Genomic DNA, 20,128 nt, shown 5'->3' on the forward strand with positions numbered 1-20,128 from the left:
AAACCTTGTTATTCTTGCAATCATGCCCAACCCGCGTGCGTTATGCGGGCCAGGCAAGGGGACTGCGGTATTAGAACGGTGCTTCCATATCGCCCATGCGGACGAAGACCGATTTGACCTGACTGTAATGCTCGATCGCGGCCTTCGAATTCTCGCGCCCCACGCCAGAGGCTTTGACCCCGCCGAAGGGTGCCTCGACAGGTGCATCATTGTAGCTGTTGATGAAGCAGGTACCTGCCTCAAGTGCTGCCACAACGCGGTGCGCGCGGGATAGATCGCGGGTAAACACACCGGCTGCCAGACCAAATTCGGTGTCATTTGCGCGGGCCAGAACGTCCGCCTCGTCCTCGAAATCGAGCACCGCCATTACGGGGCCGAAAATCTCCTCGCGGGCGATGACCATGTCATCCGTCACATCGGCAAAAACACACGGCTGCATATAGAAACCGTCCCCCTCGATTGCCTCACCGCCATACACCAATCGCGCACCCTCGGCGCGTCCCTTGGCAATGTAATCCAGCGCAATATCAAGCTGGCGTTTTGAAACCATCGGGCCAAAGCTGGTGGCGGGGTCCATAGGATCACCGATTACGGCATTGTCCAACCGCTCCGCCAGACGCTTCAGGAATGCTTCTTTTATGTCTTTGTGCACGAATACCCGCGTACCGTTTGAGCATACTTGGCCCGAGCTGTAGAAGTTCGCCATAATTGCACCCGAGACAGCGTTCTCGATGTCCGCATCCTCGAATACGATCATGGGGGATTTGCCACCCAGTTCCATGGTGACGTGCTTCATGCCTGCCGCCGCAGCAGCGTAAACCTTACGCCCAGTCGGCACCGACCCTGTGAGCGAAACTTTGTCGACACGCGGATCGGTGACCAACGCAGCGCCCACTTCGCCCAGCCCTTGCACCACATTGTACAGGCCTGCAGGCAGTCCCGCCTCGTGCAAAATCTCGGCTACCTTGAGCGCGCAAAGCGGCGTCGTCTCGGAGGGTTTGAAAATCACCGAATTCCCACAAGCCAGCGCCGGTGCGCCTTTCCAGCAGGCGATTTGAGTGGGGTAGTTCCACGCGCCGATACCAACACAAACGCCCAGCGCCTCGCGGCGGGTATAGACCCAGTTTTCGCCTAACTGGATATGCTCGCCTGTCAGGGTCGCGGCCATGCCGCCAAAGTACTCCAGCGCGTCCGCGCCCGAGGTGGCATCGGCCACAGATGTCTCCTGATAAGGTTTGCCGGTGTCATATGTTTCCAGCACGCTCAGGTCGTGGTTGCGCTCACGCATGATGTCGGCGGCACGGCGCAGGATGCGTCCTCTCTCGGTCCCGCTCATCGCGGCCCAGGCGCCCTGTGCTGCTTTTGCGGCGGCGATTGCCTGATCGATGATCGAAGGTGTCGCCGCATAGACAGTTGCAATCACTGCGCCCGTCGCAGGGTAGATTACGTCGATCTTTGTACCGGAGGTATCCTCGACATATTTGCCGTTGATGAAATGGCTGGCGGTGGGTTGGGTCTGCATAAATCTCTCTCTTGCTCGGATGTAGCCCCGCGCGAATTTGCTGCGGGGCCACTATTGGTTTTAGGGGGATGGTTTTACAGGGAAGTGTTCAGCGGTGCCGCCTGCCCGTCGAGTTGCTTCATATTCCCGCGTTTGACAAAGAACATATAGGCAAGTGCCGCCAGATAGATGCCGATCACCACCGTGCCGACCCACTGGATCTGCAACCACTGACTTTTAAACAGCAGCGTAAGCGCGAACAGGCCGATGGCGTTTGCAAACACATAAGACACCGTGCCGAACCGCTCGGTCGTGAGGTTCAGGTTGTCGGTGTAAAGGCGGATCAAACTGTCAAAGCTGTTGATCACAAACACGATGCCCACGATTGTCATGGCCCAGTTCGGGATGCCCTCTGTGCCAATGCCGTTTAGGTGGTAATAATAGAGAACCGTAAACCACAGTGCCAAGGGGATTGACGGGAAGACCAGCAAGGCCGCCAGAAGTTGATAGGTCTTGAGCCCGCCTACGAAGCGGCTGACAAATTGACCGATCATGATGGACCATGCAAACCACCAGAACAGATAGAACTCATGGTATTCCGTCAGGGGCACGACAAATTTGTGAATGTTTGCAAAGTAGCCGCCGATATTGCTGCCCGTGCTGGCCAGATCACCCGCGCTCATGCCTGCATTCACAAACATATAGGCGATCAGGCAGAAGAATAGCACCGTTGAGCTTACCGACAGAACTTTGACAAATTTGATATCTGTGGAGCTGAACGCAGCGACGAGGATGACCAGAAAACAGATCAGATAAAAAACCGGGAGGATTGTCTCGCCGTCGCCTACTTCTGCTATGTAATAAGGCATGTAAATCAGGAACAACGCGCCAGTGAAGGCACAGGTGGTGATGATCACGATGTTGTTGAGGATCTTAACAGCAGGGATTTCAAAGAACTTCACCCGCGGCTCGATCGCGCAGAAATAGAAGGTTGTAAGGAAGTAAAAAGCCCAGATAAGGAATCCCCAAAAACCGAATTCAAGAGCCAGCGGATTGGTAAAGCCATAGGCAGGCTCGGTCGCGACATCAGCATAAAGCGGATAGTCAAAGGCCAGCGGAAACATGATCAGTCCGACATCAAGGCCCGAAGTAAACAAAATGGCGATAAAAACGTAAAGCGGCGCAGGCTGGGTGCCGGTCAGCGTCAGATTCCACCATTTGACGGTGCAGAAGATCACCAGCACGAAGGCCATGATCACTCCGAATGAAATGATTGAGGTTAGCATTGATTTCGTCCCTATCGGTTGTTTCGGGTGCTTTATTTGACCTGCGGACCTGCACCCACCGGGGCCGCTGGTATGTCTCACTCCCCGCGCGGGAAGCGTTTGTTATCTTCGAGCACATTGAGGTCCATATGGTTGCGCATATAGGCCTCTGAGGCCAAGCGTAGGGGTTGGTAATCCCACGGATAATACCCGCCCGAGCGCAGCGCCTCATAGACGACCCATCGCCGTGCCTGTGATTTGCGCACATCAGCGTCAAATGCGGCAAGATCCCATCTGGCCTCGGACTTCGCGCGCAATTGCGCGAGCGTTCCGGCATGCGCAGGTACTTCGGCCAGATTGGTCAGCTCGTGCGGATCAGCATCCAAATCGAACAGCTGGTCAGGGTCAAGCGCGCAACGGTTGTATTTCCATTTGCCGTACCGCAAGGAGACAAGCGGGGCATAGGACGCCTCCGCTGCATACTCCATCGCGACAGGCTCGGTCCGCTCCACCCCCTGCCCCATCGGCACAAGGCTGACACCGGTTGTCCATTCAGCAACTTCTTCCATGCTAACTCCTGCGAGGTCACATAAAGTCGGGCACACGTCGATGTTGCTAACTGGTGTTGTCTGCAGGCCTGCCTCCATCTGCGGCGCGCTTATCATCATCGGCACGCGGGAGGAGCCTTCGAAGAAGCTCATCTTGAACCACAACCCGCGCTCGCCCAGCATGTCGCCATGATCCGAGACAAAGACAATGATTGCCTCCTGTCGCGTATCTTCAAGCGTTTGCAAAATCTCGCCGACCTTGTCGTCGAGATAGCTAATATTGGCAAAATAGGCGCGGCGGGAGCGTTTTATATCTTCTTCGGTGATGTTGAATTCGCGCCAGTTATTGGCGTCGAATATCCGCTTGGAGTGGGTGTCATGCGCATCATAATCCATTGCCGCAATTTCCGGCAGCAGGTGTTCGCAATCCTCGTAAAGGTCCCAGTATTTGCGGCGCGCTACATAGGGATCATGCGGATGGGTGAAACTGGCTGTCAGGCACCAAGGACGAGGATCAAGCCCGCGCGAAAGCTCGTAAAGCTTGCGCGTAGTCTCGTACGCAACGGCATCGTCGTATTCCATCTGGTTCGACGTTTCGGCCACCCCTGCACCTGTTACGCTGCCCATGTTGTGATACCACCAGTCGATCCGCTCGCCCGGTTTGCGGTAATCGGGGGTCCAACCAAAATCGGCGGGGTAGATGTCGGTCGTCAACCGCTCTTCGAAGCCGTGAAGCTGGTCGGGGCCGACAAAATGCATCTTGCCCGCAAGGCACGTCTGGTATCCTGCGCGGCGCAGATGGTGCGCATAGGTCGGGATCGAGGAGGCGAACTCGGCCGCGTTGTCGTAAACACCCGTAGCCGATGGAAGCTGTCCGGACATGAAGGCCGCCCGCCCCGGTGCGCACAAGGGAGAGGCGGTATACGCGCTTTTAAAGCGCGTGGACCGAGCCGCCAGCTTTTTAAGGTTTGGTGCATGGAGCCAATCGGCAGGTCCATCGGGAAACAACGTACCGTTGAGCTGGTCAACCATGATAATCAAGATATTCGGCTGGGTCATTTTTCAGGTCTCACGATCATTTCCAGAGTGCGAAGTGCAGTACGTCTTGCTTGTCCCCTGGAGCCAGCATCGGACAACGCAGCACGCAAATATAACCCGTCGATCAAGGCAGCCAGCGTATCCGCATCCGCTTCCGGTTTAGCGGTCAGAGGGCGCAGAGCATGGGTGAGATTAGAACGCAGCCGCGATTGATAGAGTGCCAGAAGCCGTGTCATTTCCGGCTGTGTCGATGCCACAGCATAAAGGGTCATCCACGTGCTCACGGTGTCCGGCGCAAAACAGGTCTCGTCAAAACTGGCTGTGATGATCGCCTCTGCACGTTCAAACGGGCTCGCAGCCCCTGCAAGACTTGCGCGCACGACATCGCCATATTCCTTGAGAATATGACGCATCGCCGCGAGGAAAATCTGCTTCTTGCCGCCAAAGTAATGATGCGCCAGCGCTGTGGACATGCCTGCGGTCTTCGCAATCTGACCTACAGTCACATCGAGAGAACCTGCACGACCAATCTCGGCGATGGTCGCCCGTACCAGCGAGGCACGGCGCAATGGCTCCATTCCCAGCTTGGGCATCAGAATCGGGGTATTCTAAACATGCTGCGGAACGTGACCGTTTTAGATTGATCAGTCAATCAATATAAAGTCAGACCTTCGTGGCGGGGGCGTCCGGCGTCACCTGCCGCTTGAGCATCGCCTCACGCCAAGTGATGAATGTAACCGAGCCAAGTATCACAATACCGCCCAAAACCACCCAGATATCAACAGCTTCGCCAAACCACAAAAGCCCCAGAAGCGTGGCCCAGATGAGTTGAAGAAAGGTAACAGGCTGGGTCACGGTCATCGGTGCTGCCGCGAAGGCGAGGGTCATTGTGTAGTGCCCTGCCGTTGCAAACATTGCTACACTGGCCAAAAATGCCAGCTCTCGCGCGTTTGGCGTTATCCAGTCGGCAGCAGCAAAGGGGGCCAGACCGATCGTCACGAAAACCGACAGCATGGCAACGACAACGCTTGGCTTGACCTCATCGGCGAGCACCTTCGCCACAAGATAACTGCCGGCAAAAACAAAGGCTGCGATCAGCATTGCAATGTGGCCATCACTCACCTCCCTGAAACCGGGTCGGAGGATTATCGCGGCACCTGCCAGCCCCAGTAAAACAGCAACGATGCGTGGAGTGGCCAACCGCTCCCCCAGAAATAGTGCCGCACCTACAGTTACATAAATCGGCGCGAGATAGCCCATTGCAGTTACCTCGGCGATGGGAATGCGCACCATCGCGTAAAACCACAGAATTACGCCCCCCGCATGGCACAGCCCGCGCAATGAAAACAGCGTCCACTGACGCTTTGTCAGGTGGGCGTTACGGATCGTGCCGAGCGAGGGCAACAAAAACACCAGACCCATGGCATAGCGCAAGAATGCCGCCTCCCCGGGAGGCAGTCGCGGCCCCATGGTTTTCACCAGTGCCGTTACCATAATAAAACAAACGCCGGTCATCAGCATCCAGAAGATACCGGCGAGCGGCCGTTGGGGATTTCGGGTTACCATCTGGCAACCTGAACGCAATTACGGATGCGGCGCAAGCGCTTAACCGAGTAGCAGCGCCGCCGATATTGCCCACATCGTTACTGCGATCAGCCCATCGAGGATACGCCAGCTTACGGGCCTTGCAAAAACCGGCTGCAACAGCCGCGCACCGTAGCCGAGGATGAAGAAGAAGATAGCACTGGCCGAGATTGCACCAGCGGCAAAGGCAACCCTATCCGGGTATTGCGCCGAAATTGATCCAACAAGGACAAGAGTATCAAGATAGACGTGGGGATTGAGAAAGGTGATGGCAAGCAACGTCAGGATCGTCCGTTTGAGCGATTGGCCATTTTCGCCCGCTGGTTCAAGCACTGCCCCCCCTTGCAATGCACTTATTGCTGCACGCGTACCGTAGACAAACAGGAACGCAGCACCGCCAAAGCGCATTGCCGTCTCGAACCAAGGCACCGCTACTGCCAATGCGCCAAACCCTGCGACGCCCGCGCTAATCAGCAGCGCATCAGTGATCGCACACGTCAGGCACACCCAGAACACATGCTCGCGCCGCACGCCCTGTCGAAGCACAAATGCGTTCTGTGCCCCGATCGCGAGAATTAGCGATAGGCTCAGGAGAAAGCCGGGGACGAACGATGACATCATGCTTAGCTTCCTTCTATCGCTCGGGCATCGTGGCTGGGGGTAGAGCTGCGCCAGTAGCTTGTCCAGCCTGTCACAAACCGCTCACGTCATTGCGTTTTGCGTGTAACGCGGTCTCGTTGTAATTTACTTTTGTAAACACCAAAAAATCTTCTGTTCGGTATCAACACTTTACCTAAGGGCACCGAAAATTTTGTATTATTTCGGTGCCTCACGTGAAACTGAACGGTCTGCACTGGCGTATATTGATACGAGTGCTTATCTACACGACAGATTTGAAGGAAAAGCAGATGAACGAGACAACCAAGAAGCTGGAAATCAGCACGAGTGAACTGGATCTTATTGCGAATGCGCTTGAGACACAGTCAAAAATCCTACGCATGCAGGCAAGTGCCGGCGGACACGGCGCTTTGTCACGCCTCAATGACGTAAAGCGTTTGCTTGCCACAGTGTCGAGCCAGCGCGAGAACACAGGCAACCGCCGCCCAGAGCCAAGCGGCCTTTGGGGGATTTTGCGTTCCATGCGTCAAGCGACCTGAAGCACCACCGACTAACCCGCGCAGCAACAGCCGCCTTTCGGGGCGGTTTTTTGTTGTCGAAACCGCAATAATGCAAAAAGCCGCCGCATGTAGATGCGGCGGCTTTTGCTACTTTAGGCAAGTGTGATTGAGTTATTCAAGCGCTTCCATCACCTCGTCCGAAGCCTCGAAATTCGCTGTAACACGCTGTACATCATCATCATCTTCCAGCGCATCAATCAGCTTCATCAGCTTTTGCATGCCCTCAAGGTCCAGCTCGGTCGTAACGGTGGGCTGCCATATCAATTTGGTGCTGTCACTCTCGCCCAGCACCGCCTCGAGCGCGGTTGAAACCTCGTTCAGATCGGTGTCTGCGCAATAAATCACATGCCCGTCCTCGGAGCTCTCTACATCTTCGGCACCAGCCTCGATCGCGGCCATCATCACTGTGTCGGCATCGCCTACAGAAGCGGGGTACATAACCTCGCCCTTGCGATCGAACATAAAGCCCACGCTTCCGGTCTCACCGAGATTGCCGCCATATTTGGTGAAGGTCGAGCGGACAACAGATGCGGTGCGGTTACGATTGTCGGTCATCGTCTCGACGATCACCGCAACACCGTTTGTCCCATAACCCTCATAGCGGATTTCTTCGTAGTCCTCCGCATCGCCCCCTGTCGCCTTCTTGATTGCGCGGTCGATATTGTCCTTGGGCATCGAGGCCTGCTTGGCCTCCTTCACCGCCAGACGCAGGCGGGGGTTCTTATCGGGATCGGGGTCTCCCATCTTGGCCGCAACCGTAATTTCCTTGGAAAATTTCGAGAACATCTTAGAGCGCAGTTTATCCTGACGCCCCTTGCGGTGCTGGATGTTTGCCCATTTCGAATGGCCTGCCATGTCTATCTCCGACGTAAAATGATTTGCGTCTCTATATGTCAGAGCGGCCCCTGCCTTCAAGTGTTCCCATATTTATCGTCGCTTTCACCTTCTCAGGCGGGCTGGCGCGCAATGACAACTGGCGATCCCGCGCGGCGCTGTCTATCAAGTGCAAAACCCGCAGCAGGAATGCACACATGACCCAAGACCAGATCATCCTCTTTTGCCTGTTCGGTGCCGTGTTCGGCATGCTGCTCTGGGGGCGCTTCCGGTATGATATTGTTGCGTTCTCCGCGCTGCTGGCCGGTGTTGTTCTGGGCGTTGTCGACAGCAAGGATGCGTTCGACGGGTTTGGTCACCCCGCTACGCTGGTAGTGGCGCTCGTGCTCGTTGTCTCGGCGGGGCTGGTGCGCTCGGGCGCCGTGCTGCTTATCACCCGCACACTTATTGATTCCTCGCGCAGCCTTGGGGCGCACATCACTCTTATGGGGGCTGTGGGTGGCATTCTTTCGGCATTTATGAATAACGTGGCAGCCCTTGCGCTGTTGATGCCCGTCGATATCCAGACGGCGCGCAAAGCTGGGCGGGCACCCGGCCTGTCGCTAATGCCACTCTCGTTTGCGACCATTCTGGGCGGCATGGTAACCCTGATCGGTACACCGCCCAACATCATCATCGCCGCGATCCGTGAGGAAAGTCTGGGCGCGCCGTTCAAAATGTTCGATTTTGCCCCTGTGGGAGGGATCGCCGCAATCGCAGGACTGACCTTTGTAGCACTTGTCGGGTGGCGATTTATTCCAGCGCGAGAAGACGCCAGCATCAGCGCCGAGGATCTGGACGCCTATATCGCCGAACTGGTTGTGCCCGAGGGCAGCAAGCACATTGGCAAGCGCCTGTCAGAACTGGAAGAAGAAGCCGACAAATCCGACGTTACAATCATCGGGCTCATGCGGGACGGCAAACGCCGCTATGGTCGTGCACAAAACTCTGAACTGCGCGCAGGCGATGCTATCGTCCTTGAGGCAACGCCGGACGCACTCGACGAATTCCGGTCAACCCTTGATCTGGCAGTTGCGGACCAGGAGCGCGAAGAAAGCCTGCGCGCAGACGGCGAAGGCGTCGAAATTATCGAAGTTGTCGTCACCGGCGAAAGTCGCCTTGCAGGGCGCACAGCACAAAAAGTGGGGCTGGCGTGGCGCCAACGCACCGTCTTGCTGGGAATATCGCGGCGCGGCCGCAAAATCACCTCGCAGTTGCGCAAGACCGAGTTGAAGCCCGGCGACATCCTGTTGTTGTTGGTTCCCCGCGACACAGGCGATGATGTCTCCGAATGGCTAGGAGTGCTGCCTCTTGCGAACCGCGGCCTCGCGGTTACCGAAAACAGCAAGGTCTGGCTTGCCATCGGTTTGTTTGCGGGTGCCGTTACAGCCGCGTCTCTGGGTCTGGTCTATCTACCCGTCGCCCTCGGGATCGTCGTTGTCGCATATGTTCTTGCCAAAATTGTCCCCCTGTCAGAGCTCTACACACACATCGAATGGCCGGTGATCGTACTCTTGGGCTCAATGATTCCCTTGGGGGCCGCGCTGGAGAAATCAGGCGGGACCGAGCTTATCGCGGGCTCGCTGGTGACCCTCACGCAGGGTATGCCTGCATGGGCCGTGCTGACAGTGCTGATGATTGTAACGATGACCTTGTCGGATGTACTTAATAATACCGCCACGACCATTGTTGCAGCCCCTGTCGGCATCCAGATGGCACAGACCCTCGACGTGAACCCCGACCCTTTCCTTATGGCCGTGGCCATCGCTGCGTCCTCTGCCTTCCTGACCCCGATCGGGCACAAGAATAACACTCTGATCCTCGGGCCGGGCGGTTACGGATTTGGGGATTATTGGCGCATCGGTCTGCCACTCGAAATAATCGTGGTTGCAGTCTCTATCCCTGCGATTCTAGTGTTCTGGCCCCTTTGAATTGGCAACAGCTCTGGGCGCGGTTTCCCATTGTTCCTTTCCGATAGGTTTAGGAGGGCAGTCAGGCCCTTACCTGCCTGTCACCAGATGAGCGGAATGATCGCGCTGACAATCAGGGACATCGACAGATTCAGCGGAATACCCACGCGCATGAAGTCAGTGAACTTATAGCCGCCGGGCCCGTAAACCAGCGTGTTTGTCTGATAGCCAATCGGCGTGGCGAAGGCGCAGGACGCTGCGATCATTACCGCCACCACCAGTCCGCGGGCATCCATACCCAGCGCATCCGCCAGCGAAATGGCAATCGGGGTCATAATAACAGCCACTGCATTGTTCGAGACAATCTCGGTTAGAATAGTGGTCAGCAGAAAAACACAGAAAATAACCATCCCGGGTGGCAGCGTCCCCAGCGCGGGAGATATGGCGTCGACGATCATCTGCACCGCCCCTGTATGCTGAAGTGCTGCCCCGACACACAGCATCGAAAAAATCAGCGCCAGCAGGCGGCCGTCGATGAACGAGAATGCCTCGTCCGCATCGATACAGCCCGAAACGAGCACAACAGCCACGGCAATCACCGCCAGCATCAGGATCGGTGCCACGTTGAGCGCCGCAAGGATCACAATCGCTGCGAGGGCAGCGATAGCAATGGGCGCATGACCGCGACGATAGGCACGCTGTGACGGCGTGCTCACGTCAACCATGTCCATATCTACAGCAAGGCGGTTAATGTCCTCTGCGGCACCTTCTAGCAGCAGCGTGTCGCCCACGCGCACCACCATGTCATCCAGTTGCCGCCCGATGTTTTGGTTCCGGCGGTGCACCGCCAACGGATACACCCCGTAGCGCCGCCGCAACCGCAGCGCACCAAGGCTGCGACCGATCATCTTGCACCCCGGTGTGATCAATACCTCTACGGTAGTTGTCTCGACCGCCGATACCTGATCGACGCGCTTAAGCTCGGGCGTGGCTTGCAGGCTCAATAGCTCTGCCATTTGGGTTCGCAACACCACGCGGTCGCCAGTTTGCAGAACAACATCCTTGAGAATGCGCCGCAGTGAGGCATCTCCACGCACGACGTCGATAAGACGCACGCCGTCACGTTTGAACAACTGCACGTCAAGAACTTCGCGGCCGATCAGGTTGCTGTCCTGCGGAATCACCGCCTCGGAGAAAAACTTCATCTTCGACCGGTCACTCAGCATTCCAGCCATGCTGTCACGCTCGGGCAGCAGCCGTCGTCCGATAGTAGCCATATAGATGAGGCCCCACGTACAAACGACCAGACCGATAGGCAATATCTCGAAAATGCCAAACGGCTCGAGGCCTTGGGCGCGCGCGACCCCGTCCACCAACAGGTTTGTCGAGGTCCCGATGAGCGTGAGAGAGCCGCCCATGATCGCAGCATAACTCAGCGGAATCAGCAGCTTTGATGCCTTTGTTCCAAGTGTCTTCGACAATTGCACCACGACCGGGATCATCACGACTACAACGGGTGTATTATTCATGATAGCGGAGGCACCCATCACCGACAGGATCACACCGACCACCGCCAGCTTCGGGTTGGTGCGGGCGTATTTTTCCGCCATACTCGTGAGCACTTCGAGCGCGCCGGTGCGCACCAACGCACCCATAACGATAAACATCGCAGCAATTGTCCAAGGTGCCGAATTCGACAGCACCATGCGCGCATCATCATAGGGCAACAATCCAAATGCCAGAAGCGATGCCGCCCCCGCAAGCGCGACCACTTCCGTAGGCAGCGTTTCGCGCAAGAACATGATAAACATGATCGCAACGATAGTTAGCGCCAGAATTGCCTGCGAGAATTGAGAAAGTTCAAAGAGTTGCATTGGACCGCCTTTGATAAGTGATCAAGTGTCGCTGATTGTCGTTACTGCTTCAAGGGCTGCTTTGGGGCGCGGCTGGACCAGATACATACCAGCAAACATCGCCGCGAGCGCCAGCCAGATCGCACTTGAGAAGGCCTCACCCAAGACAAGCCACGCCCAGAACAGGCCAAAACCTGTCACCATATAGCTGACCTGAACCGCGAAAACGGCCCCTGCACGCCCCACCAGCCAAACATAACTGGCATATACCAATACATGGATCAGCGAGGCTGCGGCCAGTGCAAGCTGCGGCTTTGGCACAGGCCATTGCGGCACGACAGTCTGGTCGGTCATAAGCATAACCGGCGCTACAATTACCAATCCTGCAAGCGATGCTCCCAGCATCAGCTGGAAAGGATCGAGGCCTGCAACACCCCATTTTGCAACGTAATTACCCTCAAAGGCATAGAACATTGCCACAACCAGATAGACGGCAGCCCAGCCCACAGGCACCGCTTCGCCCAGATCGACGGAGGGCACGATGACGATCATAACCCCAACCAAGCCAAAGCACAGACCGGCCAGCCGACGCCACGCAAAGCTGTCGTTACGCAGCAGCAGCGCGATACAAAAGGCAAACATCGGAATGATGCTGAGCAACAGCGACATGATACCCGCAGGCAGATGCACCGCCGCGCTGTATGAGATTGAATTCGGCAGCACCGCGCCGATCAACGCGATCGCCAGATAGGCGCGAAGAGCACCAGTATGACGCGGCAGCCCGACACCGCGCACGGCACAAACCACCAGCATGAGTATCGCACCCAAGGCCTGCTGCCAGACCAGAAGGCCGAACGGGCCGTAGCCGGTGCTTACCGCAATCTTGGTCAGGGGCTGGGTCGCGCCCCAACCTGCGCCCATAAGCACCAGAAAGCCGCTAAAAAGCAAGATATCACGGCGACTGAGATCGTGTTGGCTCAAGGCGCGCTCTGTTGCAGGGCACCACCCTGACGGACGGGAACAATGCGTGTGGCGTGGCCGGTCTTGTCATCGGTTTCAATATAAACACCTGACAGGGTCGCCTCCCCGTTTGCGGGCGTGAAGCGTTCTTTTGGCATGCCGGTGATGAACCGGCGCAGCGGCTCTGTTTTTTCCATACCGATGACGGAATTGTAATCACCGCACATCCCTGCATCCGTAAGATAGCCGGTCCCGCCCTTGAGGATCATTGCATCGGACGTTGGCACGTGGGTATGGGTCCCCACGACCAGCGAAGCGCGCCCGTCACACCAGTGGCCCATCGCCATTTTCTCCGAGGTCGCCTCACAGTGCATGTCGACGATGATCGCATTGGCCAAACCGCCAAGAGGATGGGTTTTAAGCACTGTATCCAGCGCCGAGAACGGATCATCAAAGGGCCGCTTCATAAACACCTGGCCCAGCGCCTGCGTCACAAGAACCTGCTTACCTGTGCGGGTTTTAAACAGCTTTGCGCCCTTACCGGGTGCATTTTTCGAGAAGTTGAGCGGGCGGATGATGCGCGGTTCCTGCTCGATGAATGCCAGCATATCCTTTTGATCAAAGGAATGGTCGCCCAGCGTGAGACAATCGGCCCCCGCCTCCAGCAGATCCTTCGCATGTTGCCCGGACAGGCCCATGCCAGAGGTCGCATTCTCACCGTTGACTACGATGAAATCAAGTTTCCATTCGGTCCGCAGGCGGGCCAGATTTTCGGTAATGGCGCGGCGTCCGGCGCGGCCCATTACATCACCAAGAAAGAGTATTTTCATGACCCCAGCGTTAAGGGCCAGAGCCCGCCTGTGCAAGGGTGAAGGCACTGTATTGTGGAAGTCACCGCAGCCTTGGCCTGTGTGCGAAGAGACTAATTCAGGACCGATCTATCGAAAAATTCAGGTTTTCAGGAAATCTCGATAATGCCGGTCTCAGTCACCACCAGATCGAGCGGCTGGTCAGTTAATTCAAGGGGGGCCGCGTCCACTTCCTGACCCGCGAATGCAAACCCGATAGCGAGGGTCGCACGTTTGGCGCGCAGCACCTCAAGGGTCCGGTCATAATACCCGCCGCCATACCCCAGCCGCCCGCCAGAGCGGTCAAACGCGAGCAAAGGCACAATCAGGATTTCAGGCTCGAATAACTCCAGTTGTGCTGGCACAGCAGCACCAAAAGCCCCCGCAACCATCACAGTGTCCGGTATCCAGCGGGCGAATTTAAGCGGTTTTGCCGCAGCCTCGATCACAGGGACACCGACCGGCCCGTAAGCTGCGGCTTCGGCCATGGCCGGACGTGGGTCAATCTCTGTCCGGATCGGCATAAATCCTGAAACCGGTACACCACGATAGCCCGCCAGAACCTCGCTGAGATATCCGGCTTGCGCCGCCGTAGCACCTGCGAAAAGGGGCTTGCGGCGGGCAAATGCCGCTGTGCGTGCGGCCGCCTTGATCTCGGCCAAACTCACAGCAGAACGGCAGCGGCCAGCCCGAGAAAGGCAAAAAATCCGACCACGTCCGTTACAGTTGTCACAAAGGCACCAGAGGCAAGCGCGGGATCCACGCCCACACGCTCCAGCACGATGGGGATGCCAGTGCCGGCCAATCCCGCCACAACCATGTTGATTACCATAGCCACTGCGATCACCCCGCCCAGCGCGGGAGAGCCGAACCAGATGATGCCAACAATTCCCATCACAATGGCAAATATTGTGCCATTTATAAGTCCAACCAGACATTCGCGCCGGATCACCCGCCAAACGTTCGAACCGGTGAGGTCCTTTGTCGCCAATGCACGCACTGCCACCGTGAGGCTTTGGGTGCCCGCATTCCCGCCCATGGACGCCACAATCGGCATCAGCACCGCAAGGGCCACGATCTGCGCCAATGCGACTTCGAACTGGGATATAACCATGGAGGCGGCGATTGCGGTTGCAAGGTTCACCGCAAGCCATGGCAGGCGTTGCTTCGTCGTCTCGATCACGCGGTCCGAAAGCGAGCTTTCGCCAACACCTGCAAGGCGCAGGATGTCTTCCTCGTGCTCCTCATCAAGGACAGCCATGGCATCATCAATGGTGATAACCCCGATCAGGCGGCCATCCTCGTCGACCACAGGTGCAGAGATGAGGTGGTACTGGTTAAAGGCGTAAGCTACGTCACCCTCGACTTGTGTGGCGGAAAATACCTTGAATGTTTCTTCGAACAGCGCCGTTAGCTTTGTCTCGCGTTTGGAGCGCATCAGCTTGCCCAATGTGACATTCCCAACGGGATGCAAGCGCGGATCAACGATGATGATGTGATAGAACTGGTCAGGCAGTTCCGCTTCGGGTGTCTTGCGCAGATGGTCAATTGCGGCGCCCACGGTCCAGTGTTCGGGTGCCATGACCACTTCGCGCTGCATCAGACGGCCGGCAGAATATTCGGGATACGACATCGCCTGCTGCACAGCGGCACGGTCGCCCTCGTCAAGCGCCCCCATAATAGTGGCCTGCTGCGCATCCTCGAGGTCTTCAAGAATGTCGACCACATCGTCGCTGTCCAGCTCGCGCATCGCTTCTTGCAATACTTCCGGGGTCAGCAGGGCGATAACCTCGTCCCGGATCGCCTCATCAAGTTCCGAGAGGATCTCGCCATCGAATTCGAGGTCATAGAGACGGATCAGGCGGGCACGCTCGAATGCGCTGATCTGCTCGAGAAGGTCGGCGATGTCAGCCGCGTGCAGCGGTTCCATGAGCTCGACCAGTTTTTCGCGGTCGTCGATCTCAACAGCATAAAGTATCGCGGCAACATCGCGCTTGCCCAGCGTGTACGCCTCTGGCTCTTCTTGTTCGGGGCCCGTCTCTTCAACTTGATCCAACATACGCGCACCCTTTTTCTATTTTGCCATAACATAGCAGGCGGGGGCCGGACCACAATGCCGGCAGCCTCCGATTTTGCCGCACTGACCGGCATCTGACCATTGCCTGCACAGCGCAAAAAGGTACAGATATGTATATGGAAAAAAGCACCCTTCTTACCGGTCAGACACTCACCTTTTGCGGCAATCCTTTGCATGAGCCGTGGGAGGAATGTGTGCGCATCGACAGCGCCGGCGCGGTTTTAATGCAGGGCGCGCGCATTGCGGCGGTAGGCGATGCTGCCGCGCTCAAATCGGCACATCCACAAGCGCATGTGATCTCATATGGTGATGATCTGATTTGTCCGGGGTTTGTCGATGCCCATGTGCATTTTCCGCAAACGGCGATGATTGCAAGCTGGGGTAAGCGCCTGATCGACTGGCTCAATACATATACATTTCCCGAAGAGGCGCGGTTTGCCGATCCGGCCTATGCTGCGAGGATCGCGGCGCGCTATCTTGACCTGACAGCGGCCAATGGCACCACAACCGTCGCATCGTTTGCGACGATCCATCCCGCCAGCGTAGATGCCCTTTTCGAAGCCGCGGCGCTGCGCGGGCAATGCGTGGTGACCGGCAAGACCTGCATGAACCGCAATGCCCCCGATGATTTGCGCGACACGGCGCAATCGGCATATGATGACAGCAAGGAACTGATTGCGCGATGGCACGGTAAGGGACGTGCGCAATATGCAATTACACCGCGTTTTTCGCCGACGTCGACCTCCGAGCAACTAAGCGCTTTGGGCACATTATGGGCCGAACATCCCGACTGCCTGATGCAAACTCACCTGAGCGAGCAGACCGACGAGGTCGAATGGGTGCATAGCCTGTTCCCCGATGCACGCGACTACCTAGATACTTATGAGGTCCACGGGCTGCTTGGCGCACGGGGTCTTTACGGTCATGCGATCCACCTGACCCCGCGCGAGGTTGACCGCCTCGCAGAGGTCCAAGGCCGCGTGATCCATTGCCCCACTTCGAATATGTTCATAGGCTCCGGCGCGCTGAATTTGCCTGCACTGGCAGCACGTGGCATTCCTCTGGGGCTGGCTACGGATACCGGCGGCGGATCGTCCTTTTCAATGTTGCGGACGATGGCAGCGGCCTATGAGGCAGCACAGCATCACGGTCACGCCCTGCATGCGGCGCAACTTTTGTGGTTGGCCACGGCCGGATCAGCCGATGCCCTACATTTAAGCGGGCAAATCGGCACGCTCGAACAGGGGCATTTTGCGGATATTGCGGTTCTCGATCTACGCTCCACGGCGGCAATTGCGCAACGTGCCAACCGCTCCTACTCCGTATGGGAGGATGTTTTCGCCACTATCATGATGGGGGATGATCGCGCGCTGCGCGCTACATGGATTGCCGGTACCTGCGTCACGGCCTGAGCGCAGAAAGACGTCCGATTAGCAGCGTTTCGCCGCAAGAACCATTACCCACACATCGCCTACATTCGCGAGGCCAAAATGCCGGACTTTCGGGTTTGTCATATTACGGAAGTGACTGGGCGACGTGCGCCATGCCTCAATCGCTGCTGATCGTCCAGAATATCCTTTATTGATATTCTCGGCAACAGTACACCATCGGTAGCCAGCGGCTTTGACGCGTTTACCCACAGTTGAACCATTGCTTCCGGTATGGCTAAAGAAATTTGCGGATACCATATCATCGGCATGCCTCAACGCCGCAGCGTCCAGAATCGGATTGCGACTCACTGCCCCCAGCCCTGCGCGTGCACGGATATTATTCAGCCGGTCTGCGGCAGGCCCGCCGATTACCGATGTTGCGCTCTGCACTGGGGCAGAGCCCGTCGGTCCGCAAGCACCAAGCACTATTGCAAAAATCAAACCAAATACTAGGCGCATTACATTGCCTCCCTGAGAGTGACCGCCATTCGCCTTTGGCGCGCAAGGAGTGCTGCCATATCGACTGTGGTGATCTGACCGTTACGAACTATACCAGATCCGTTAACAAAAAGATCACGCACGGTGGTCGGCCCCGCCAACAACAGCGCCGCCATGTCCCATGATCCGGCCGCCTCAACGCCCGTCATGTCCCACACCGCTATATCGGCGCGTTTGCCCACCTCGATTCGCCCACAATCAGGCCGCCCCAAAACATCTGCCCCTCCGCGCGTCGCGATCTCGAGCGCCTCTCGCGCGCTCATGGCATTAGCGCCCAAACTTACCCGCTGTAGCAGCATCGCCTGTCGCGCCTCCGACACTAGATTGCCGGCATCGTTGCTGGCCGATCCGTCCACCCCGAGGCCGACCGGAACACCACCATCGCGCATTGCGCGTAGCGGTGCGATCCCGCTGCCCAGACGGCAGTTGGAACACGGACAATGTGCCACCCCAGTTCCCGTTGCTGCAAAGAGCGCGATTTCAGCGGCGTCAAGCTTGACACAATGGGCGTGCCACACATCTCTGCCAACCCAGCCAAGCATCTCGGCGTATTCACCGGGACGGCAGCCGAATTTCTCAAGGGAATAGGCGATATCCTCATCGTTTTCGGCCAGATGGGTGTGCAACATCACGCCCTTGTCCCGCGCCAGGATCGCCGCGTCGCGCATCAGGTCCGTACTCACCGAGAAGGGCGAGCATGGGGCGATGCCGACACGGCACATCGACCCTTCGGCGGGATCATGAAATGCGTCTATCACACGGATGCAATCCTCAAGAATTGCCGCCTCTTCTTCAACCAATGCGTCTGGCGGCAGGCCGCCCGCACTTTCTCCGATGCTCATCGCGCCACGGGTGGGGTGAAACCGCAGACCGATATCGGACGCAGCGTGGATCGTATCCTCGAGCCGCGAACCGTTGGGATAGAGATAAAGATGGTCCGAACTTAGCGTACAGCCCGACAGAGCAAGCTCCGCCAGTCCGACCTGCGCCGAGACAAACATATGATCCGGCGTGAAACGCTGCCACACCGGATAAAGCGTGCGCAACCAACCAAACAGCAGCGCATCCTGCCCGCCGGGCACAGCACGGGTCAGGCTTTGAAACAGGTGGTGGTGTGTGTTAACCAGACCCGGTGTTACCAAACACCCTGAGGCATCGACTACTTCGGCCCCCGCTGGTGCCACCAGTCCGTCTCCTATGCCGCTGATCGCGCCATCGCGCATCATGATATCGGCGTTCACAAGCTCGCGGCGCGTATCATCCATGGTCAGAACCATATCGGCGTTGCGGAGCAGGGTTACACTCATCCCGAAAGCACCTCTTGCAAGATGACCAACGCTTCGGCGTGTATCGCGGTGTTGGCGGCGGCAATCACGCGGCCCCCGTTGTGGGCGGGCCCACCATCCCAGCCGGTTACAACACCGCCTGCTGCCTCGATTAGCGCCTGCGGTCCCTGAATATCATAGGCGTTTAAACCGGCCTCGATCACCAGATCGACCTGACCGCACGCAACAAGGGCGTATGCGTAGCAATCCATGCCATAGCGCGTAAGCTGGGCCTGTGCGGCAACGGCCCTGAACGCGGCCCCCTCCTGTGCGCTGCCCACCTCGGGGAAGGTGGTGAAAACAACCGCCTCGCTGAGTGGTCGCGGTCCACGTGTCCTAATGGGGCGGCCTGCCCCGCCGCGGATCAGGGTGGCTCCCTGTGGCGTGCCAATAAACCGCTCTCCGATGTAGGGCTGATCCACAATGCCGATGACGGGACCAGACTGGCCGCCGACCGCGATCAGCACCCCCCATGTGGGTGTGCCCGAAACAAACCCGCGTGTGCCGTCAATCGGATCAAGAACCCAAATCAGACCGCTTGTACCGGATTTTTCGCCCATTTCCTCACCCAGAATGGCATCATCGGGCCGCTCACGTCCGAGGATATCGCGCATCGCCGCCTCGGCTGCACGATCGGCCTCGGTTACAGGATCATAGCCGCCGACCAGCTTATTATCCTGCCCCAGATCCTCACTGCGGAAATAGGGCGCGATCACCTCACCTGCCGCATCCGCCAGCAGATGGGCCACGCGGGTGAGCTCTTTTGTCATTTTACTATCAATGTTCATAGTGAAACCGTCTCACTCCCGCGCCTGCCATGCAAGCCTGCACATCTGATTTGAAGCTAAATTAGGGCAGACCATTGGCGCGAAAACGGGCAACGCCTGTTATTCCGCCCGCTTGTCGGTGATGCGTGTGTGCAGCCGCTCCCTCCTGATTAGGCGGGTGTGCAACAACCCAACCAATTGCAGGTTGTGTCAGGTTTGCTCCCCCGCTTGGAGAAGAGAATGATGCGCTGTCGGACATTTCAGACAAGGAAATCCAATGATCGATTCGCATCAATTGCCGGTACTCTGATTCCTCTATTTCCGTCGGCAGGGCCAGAGGGATGCTGACACCGGGCTAGTCAGCGGGGCAGTTGTCGGTCCATAGCAGCCTATGCGATGACACGCTCGTGTGATCAGGCGCAACGCAATAAAGGCGGGCGAAAGTGCGCTAGAACCTGCACGACATGCCGACC

At 57.4% G+C, this 20,128-nt stretch carries 18 protein-coding genes; 3 read left to right on the plus strand and 15 right to left on the minus strand.

The window, feature by feature from the left end; translation table 11 throughout:
- Window positions 1-70: 70 nt before the first annotated feature.
- From betB to C8N30_RS17915, 6 genes are all read right to left on the minus strand, one after another.
- Window positions 71-1,522: a betaine-aldehyde dehydrogenase gene (betB, locus tag C8N30_RS17890; protein WP_025061417.1), complete on the minus strand. Its 1,452-nt coding sequence runs from the start codon at window positions 1,520-1,522 to the stop codon at window positions 71-73.
- A gap of 74 nt (window positions 1,523-1,596) precedes the next feature.
- Window positions 1,597-2,787 (minus strand): BCCT family transporter, encoded by a 1,191-nt coding sequence (locus tag C8N30_RS17895; RefSeq protein ID WP_025061416.1) that lies wholly within the window; start codon window positions 2,785-2,787, stop codon window positions 1,597-1,599.
- 77 nt (window positions 2,788-2,864) lie between these two features.
- Window positions 2,865-4,373, minus strand: a complete 1,509-nt coding sequence (gene betC, locus C8N30_RS17900; protein ID WP_025061415.1) for a choline-sulfatase — start codon at window positions 4,371-4,373, stop codon at window positions 2,865-2,867.
- A complete protein-coding gene (betI, locus tag C8N30_RS17905; RefSeq protein WP_025061414.1) occupies window positions 4,370-4,945 on the minus strand; it encodes a choline-binding transcriptional repressor BetI in 576 nt (191 codons plus the stop codon). Before betI ends, betC begins: the two co-directional genes overlap by 4 nt.
- A 70-nt stretch (window positions 4,946-5,015) precedes the next feature.
- Entirely contained in the window at window positions 5,016-5,918 is a 903-nt protein-coding gene (locus C8N30_RS17910) for a DMT family transporter (protein ID WP_025061413.1), read from the minus strand.
- A 39-nt stretch (window positions 5,919-5,957) separates the two neighbouring features.
- On the minus strand, window positions 5,958-6,557 hold the full coding sequence (locus C8N30_RS17915; RefSeq protein WP_025061412.1) for a LysE/ArgO family amino acid transporter: 600 nt from the start codon (window positions 6,555-6,557) through the stop codon (window positions 5,958-5,960).
- A 287-nt stretch (window positions 6,558-6,844) separates the two neighbouring features.
- Between C8N30_RS17915 and C8N30_RS17920 the strand changes: the two genes are divergently transcribed.
- On the plus strand, window positions 6,845-7,093 hold the full coding sequence (locus tag C8N30_RS17920) for a hypothetical protein (protein ID WP_025061411.1): 249 nt from the start codon (window positions 6,845-6,847) through the stop codon (window positions 7,091-7,093).
- 132 nt (window positions 7,094-7,225) lie between these two features.
- Here the strand turns inward: C8N30_RS17920 and C8N30_RS17925 are convergent, their stop codons facing one another.
- Entirely contained in the window at window positions 7,226-7,969 is a 744-nt protein-coding gene (locus tag C8N30_RS17925; protein ID WP_025061410.1) for a YebC/PmpR family DNA-binding transcriptional regulator, read from the minus strand.
- Between the two features lie 176 nt (window positions 7,970-8,145).
- On the opposite strand from C8N30_RS17925, the gene C8N30_RS17930 reads away from it, so the two are divergent.
- A complete protein-coding gene (locus C8N30_RS17930) occupies window positions 8,146-9,918 on the plus strand; it encodes an SLC13 family permease (RefSeq protein ID WP_025061409.1) in 1,773 nt (590 codons plus the stop codon).
- Window positions 9,919-9,998: 80 nt separating this feature from the next.
- On the opposite strand, the gene C8N30_RS17935 is transcribed toward C8N30_RS17930, so the two are convergent.
- The 5 genes from C8N30_RS17935 to mgtE all read right to left on the minus strand — a co-directional run bounded on the left by C8N30_RS17935 (window position 9,999) and on the right by mgtE (window position 15,617).
- Window positions 9,999-11,771: an SLC13 family permease gene (locus C8N30_RS17935; protein WP_025061408.1), complete on the minus strand. Its 1,773-nt coding sequence runs from the start codon at window positions 11,769-11,771 to the stop codon at window positions 9,999-10,001.
- Between the two features lie 21 nt (window positions 11,772-11,792).
- Window positions 11,793-12,731: a DMT family transporter gene (locus C8N30_RS17940; RefSeq protein ID WP_025061407.1), complete on the minus strand. Its 939-nt coding sequence runs from the start codon at window positions 12,729-12,731 to the stop codon at window positions 11,793-11,795.
- Complete coding sequence (locus C8N30_RS17945; RefSeq protein ID WP_025061406.1) at window positions 12,728-13,540, minus strand: TIGR00282 family metallophosphoesterase; 813 nt, start codon at window positions 13,538-13,540, stop codon at window positions 12,728-12,730. Before C8N30_RS17945 ends, C8N30_RS17940 begins: the two co-directional genes overlap by 4 nt.
- A gap of 128 nt (window positions 13,541-13,668) precedes the next feature.
- Window positions 13,669-14,220, minus strand: coding sequence for a 5-formyltetrahydrofolate cyclo-ligase (locus C8N30_RS17950; protein WP_084273555.1), 552 nt, complete (start codon window positions 14,218-14,220; stop codon window positions 13,669-13,671).
- A gap of 2 nt (window positions 14,221-14,222) precedes the next feature.
- Window positions 14,223-15,617: a magnesium transporter gene (gene mgtE, locus C8N30_RS17955; protein ID WP_025061404.1), complete on the minus strand. Its 1,395-nt coding sequence runs from the start codon at window positions 15,615-15,617 to the stop codon at window positions 14,223-14,225.
- Window positions 15,618-15,751: 134 nt separating this feature from the next.
- Between mgtE and guaD the strand changes: the two genes are divergently transcribed.
- Window positions 15,752-17,047 carry a guanine deaminase gene (gene guaD, locus C8N30_RS17960; RefSeq protein ID WP_025061403.1) on the plus strand — a complete coding sequence of 432 codons (1,296 nt, stop codon included), beginning with the start codon at window positions 15,752-15,754 and terminating at the stop codon, window positions 17,045-17,047.
- 18 nt (window positions 17,048-17,065) lie between these two features.
- On the opposite strand, the gene C8N30_RS17965 is transcribed toward guaD, so the two are convergent.
- Genes C8N30_RS17965 through hisN form a run of 3 tightly spaced genes read right to left on the minus strand, consistent with a single transcriptional unit; the run spans window position 17,066 to window position 19,658 of the window.
- On the minus strand, window positions 17,066-17,524 hold the full coding sequence (locus C8N30_RS17965; protein WP_025061402.1) for a CAP domain-containing protein: 459 nt from the start codon (window positions 17,522-17,524) through the stop codon (window positions 17,066-17,068).
- Window positions 17,524-18,870: an 8-oxoguanine deaminase gene (locus tag C8N30_RS17970; RefSeq protein WP_025061401.1), complete on the minus strand. Its 1,347-nt coding sequence runs from the start codon at window positions 18,868-18,870 to the stop codon at window positions 17,524-17,526. Before C8N30_RS17970 ends, C8N30_RS17965 begins: the two co-directional genes overlap by 1 nt.
- Complete coding sequence (gene hisN, locus C8N30_RS17975) at window positions 18,867-19,658, minus strand: histidinol-phosphatase (RefSeq protein WP_037968186.1); 792 nt, start codon at window positions 19,656-19,658, stop codon at window positions 18,867-18,869. Before hisN ends, C8N30_RS17970 begins: the two co-directional genes overlap by 4 nt.
- Between the last annotated feature and the right edge of the window lie 470 nt (window positions 19,659-20,128).

Source organism: Sulfitobacter guttiformis (assembly GCF_003610455.1).
Lineage (GTDB): Bacteria > Pseudomonadota > Alphaproteobacteria > Rhodobacterales > Rhodobacteraceae > Sulfitobacter > Sulfitobacter guttiformis.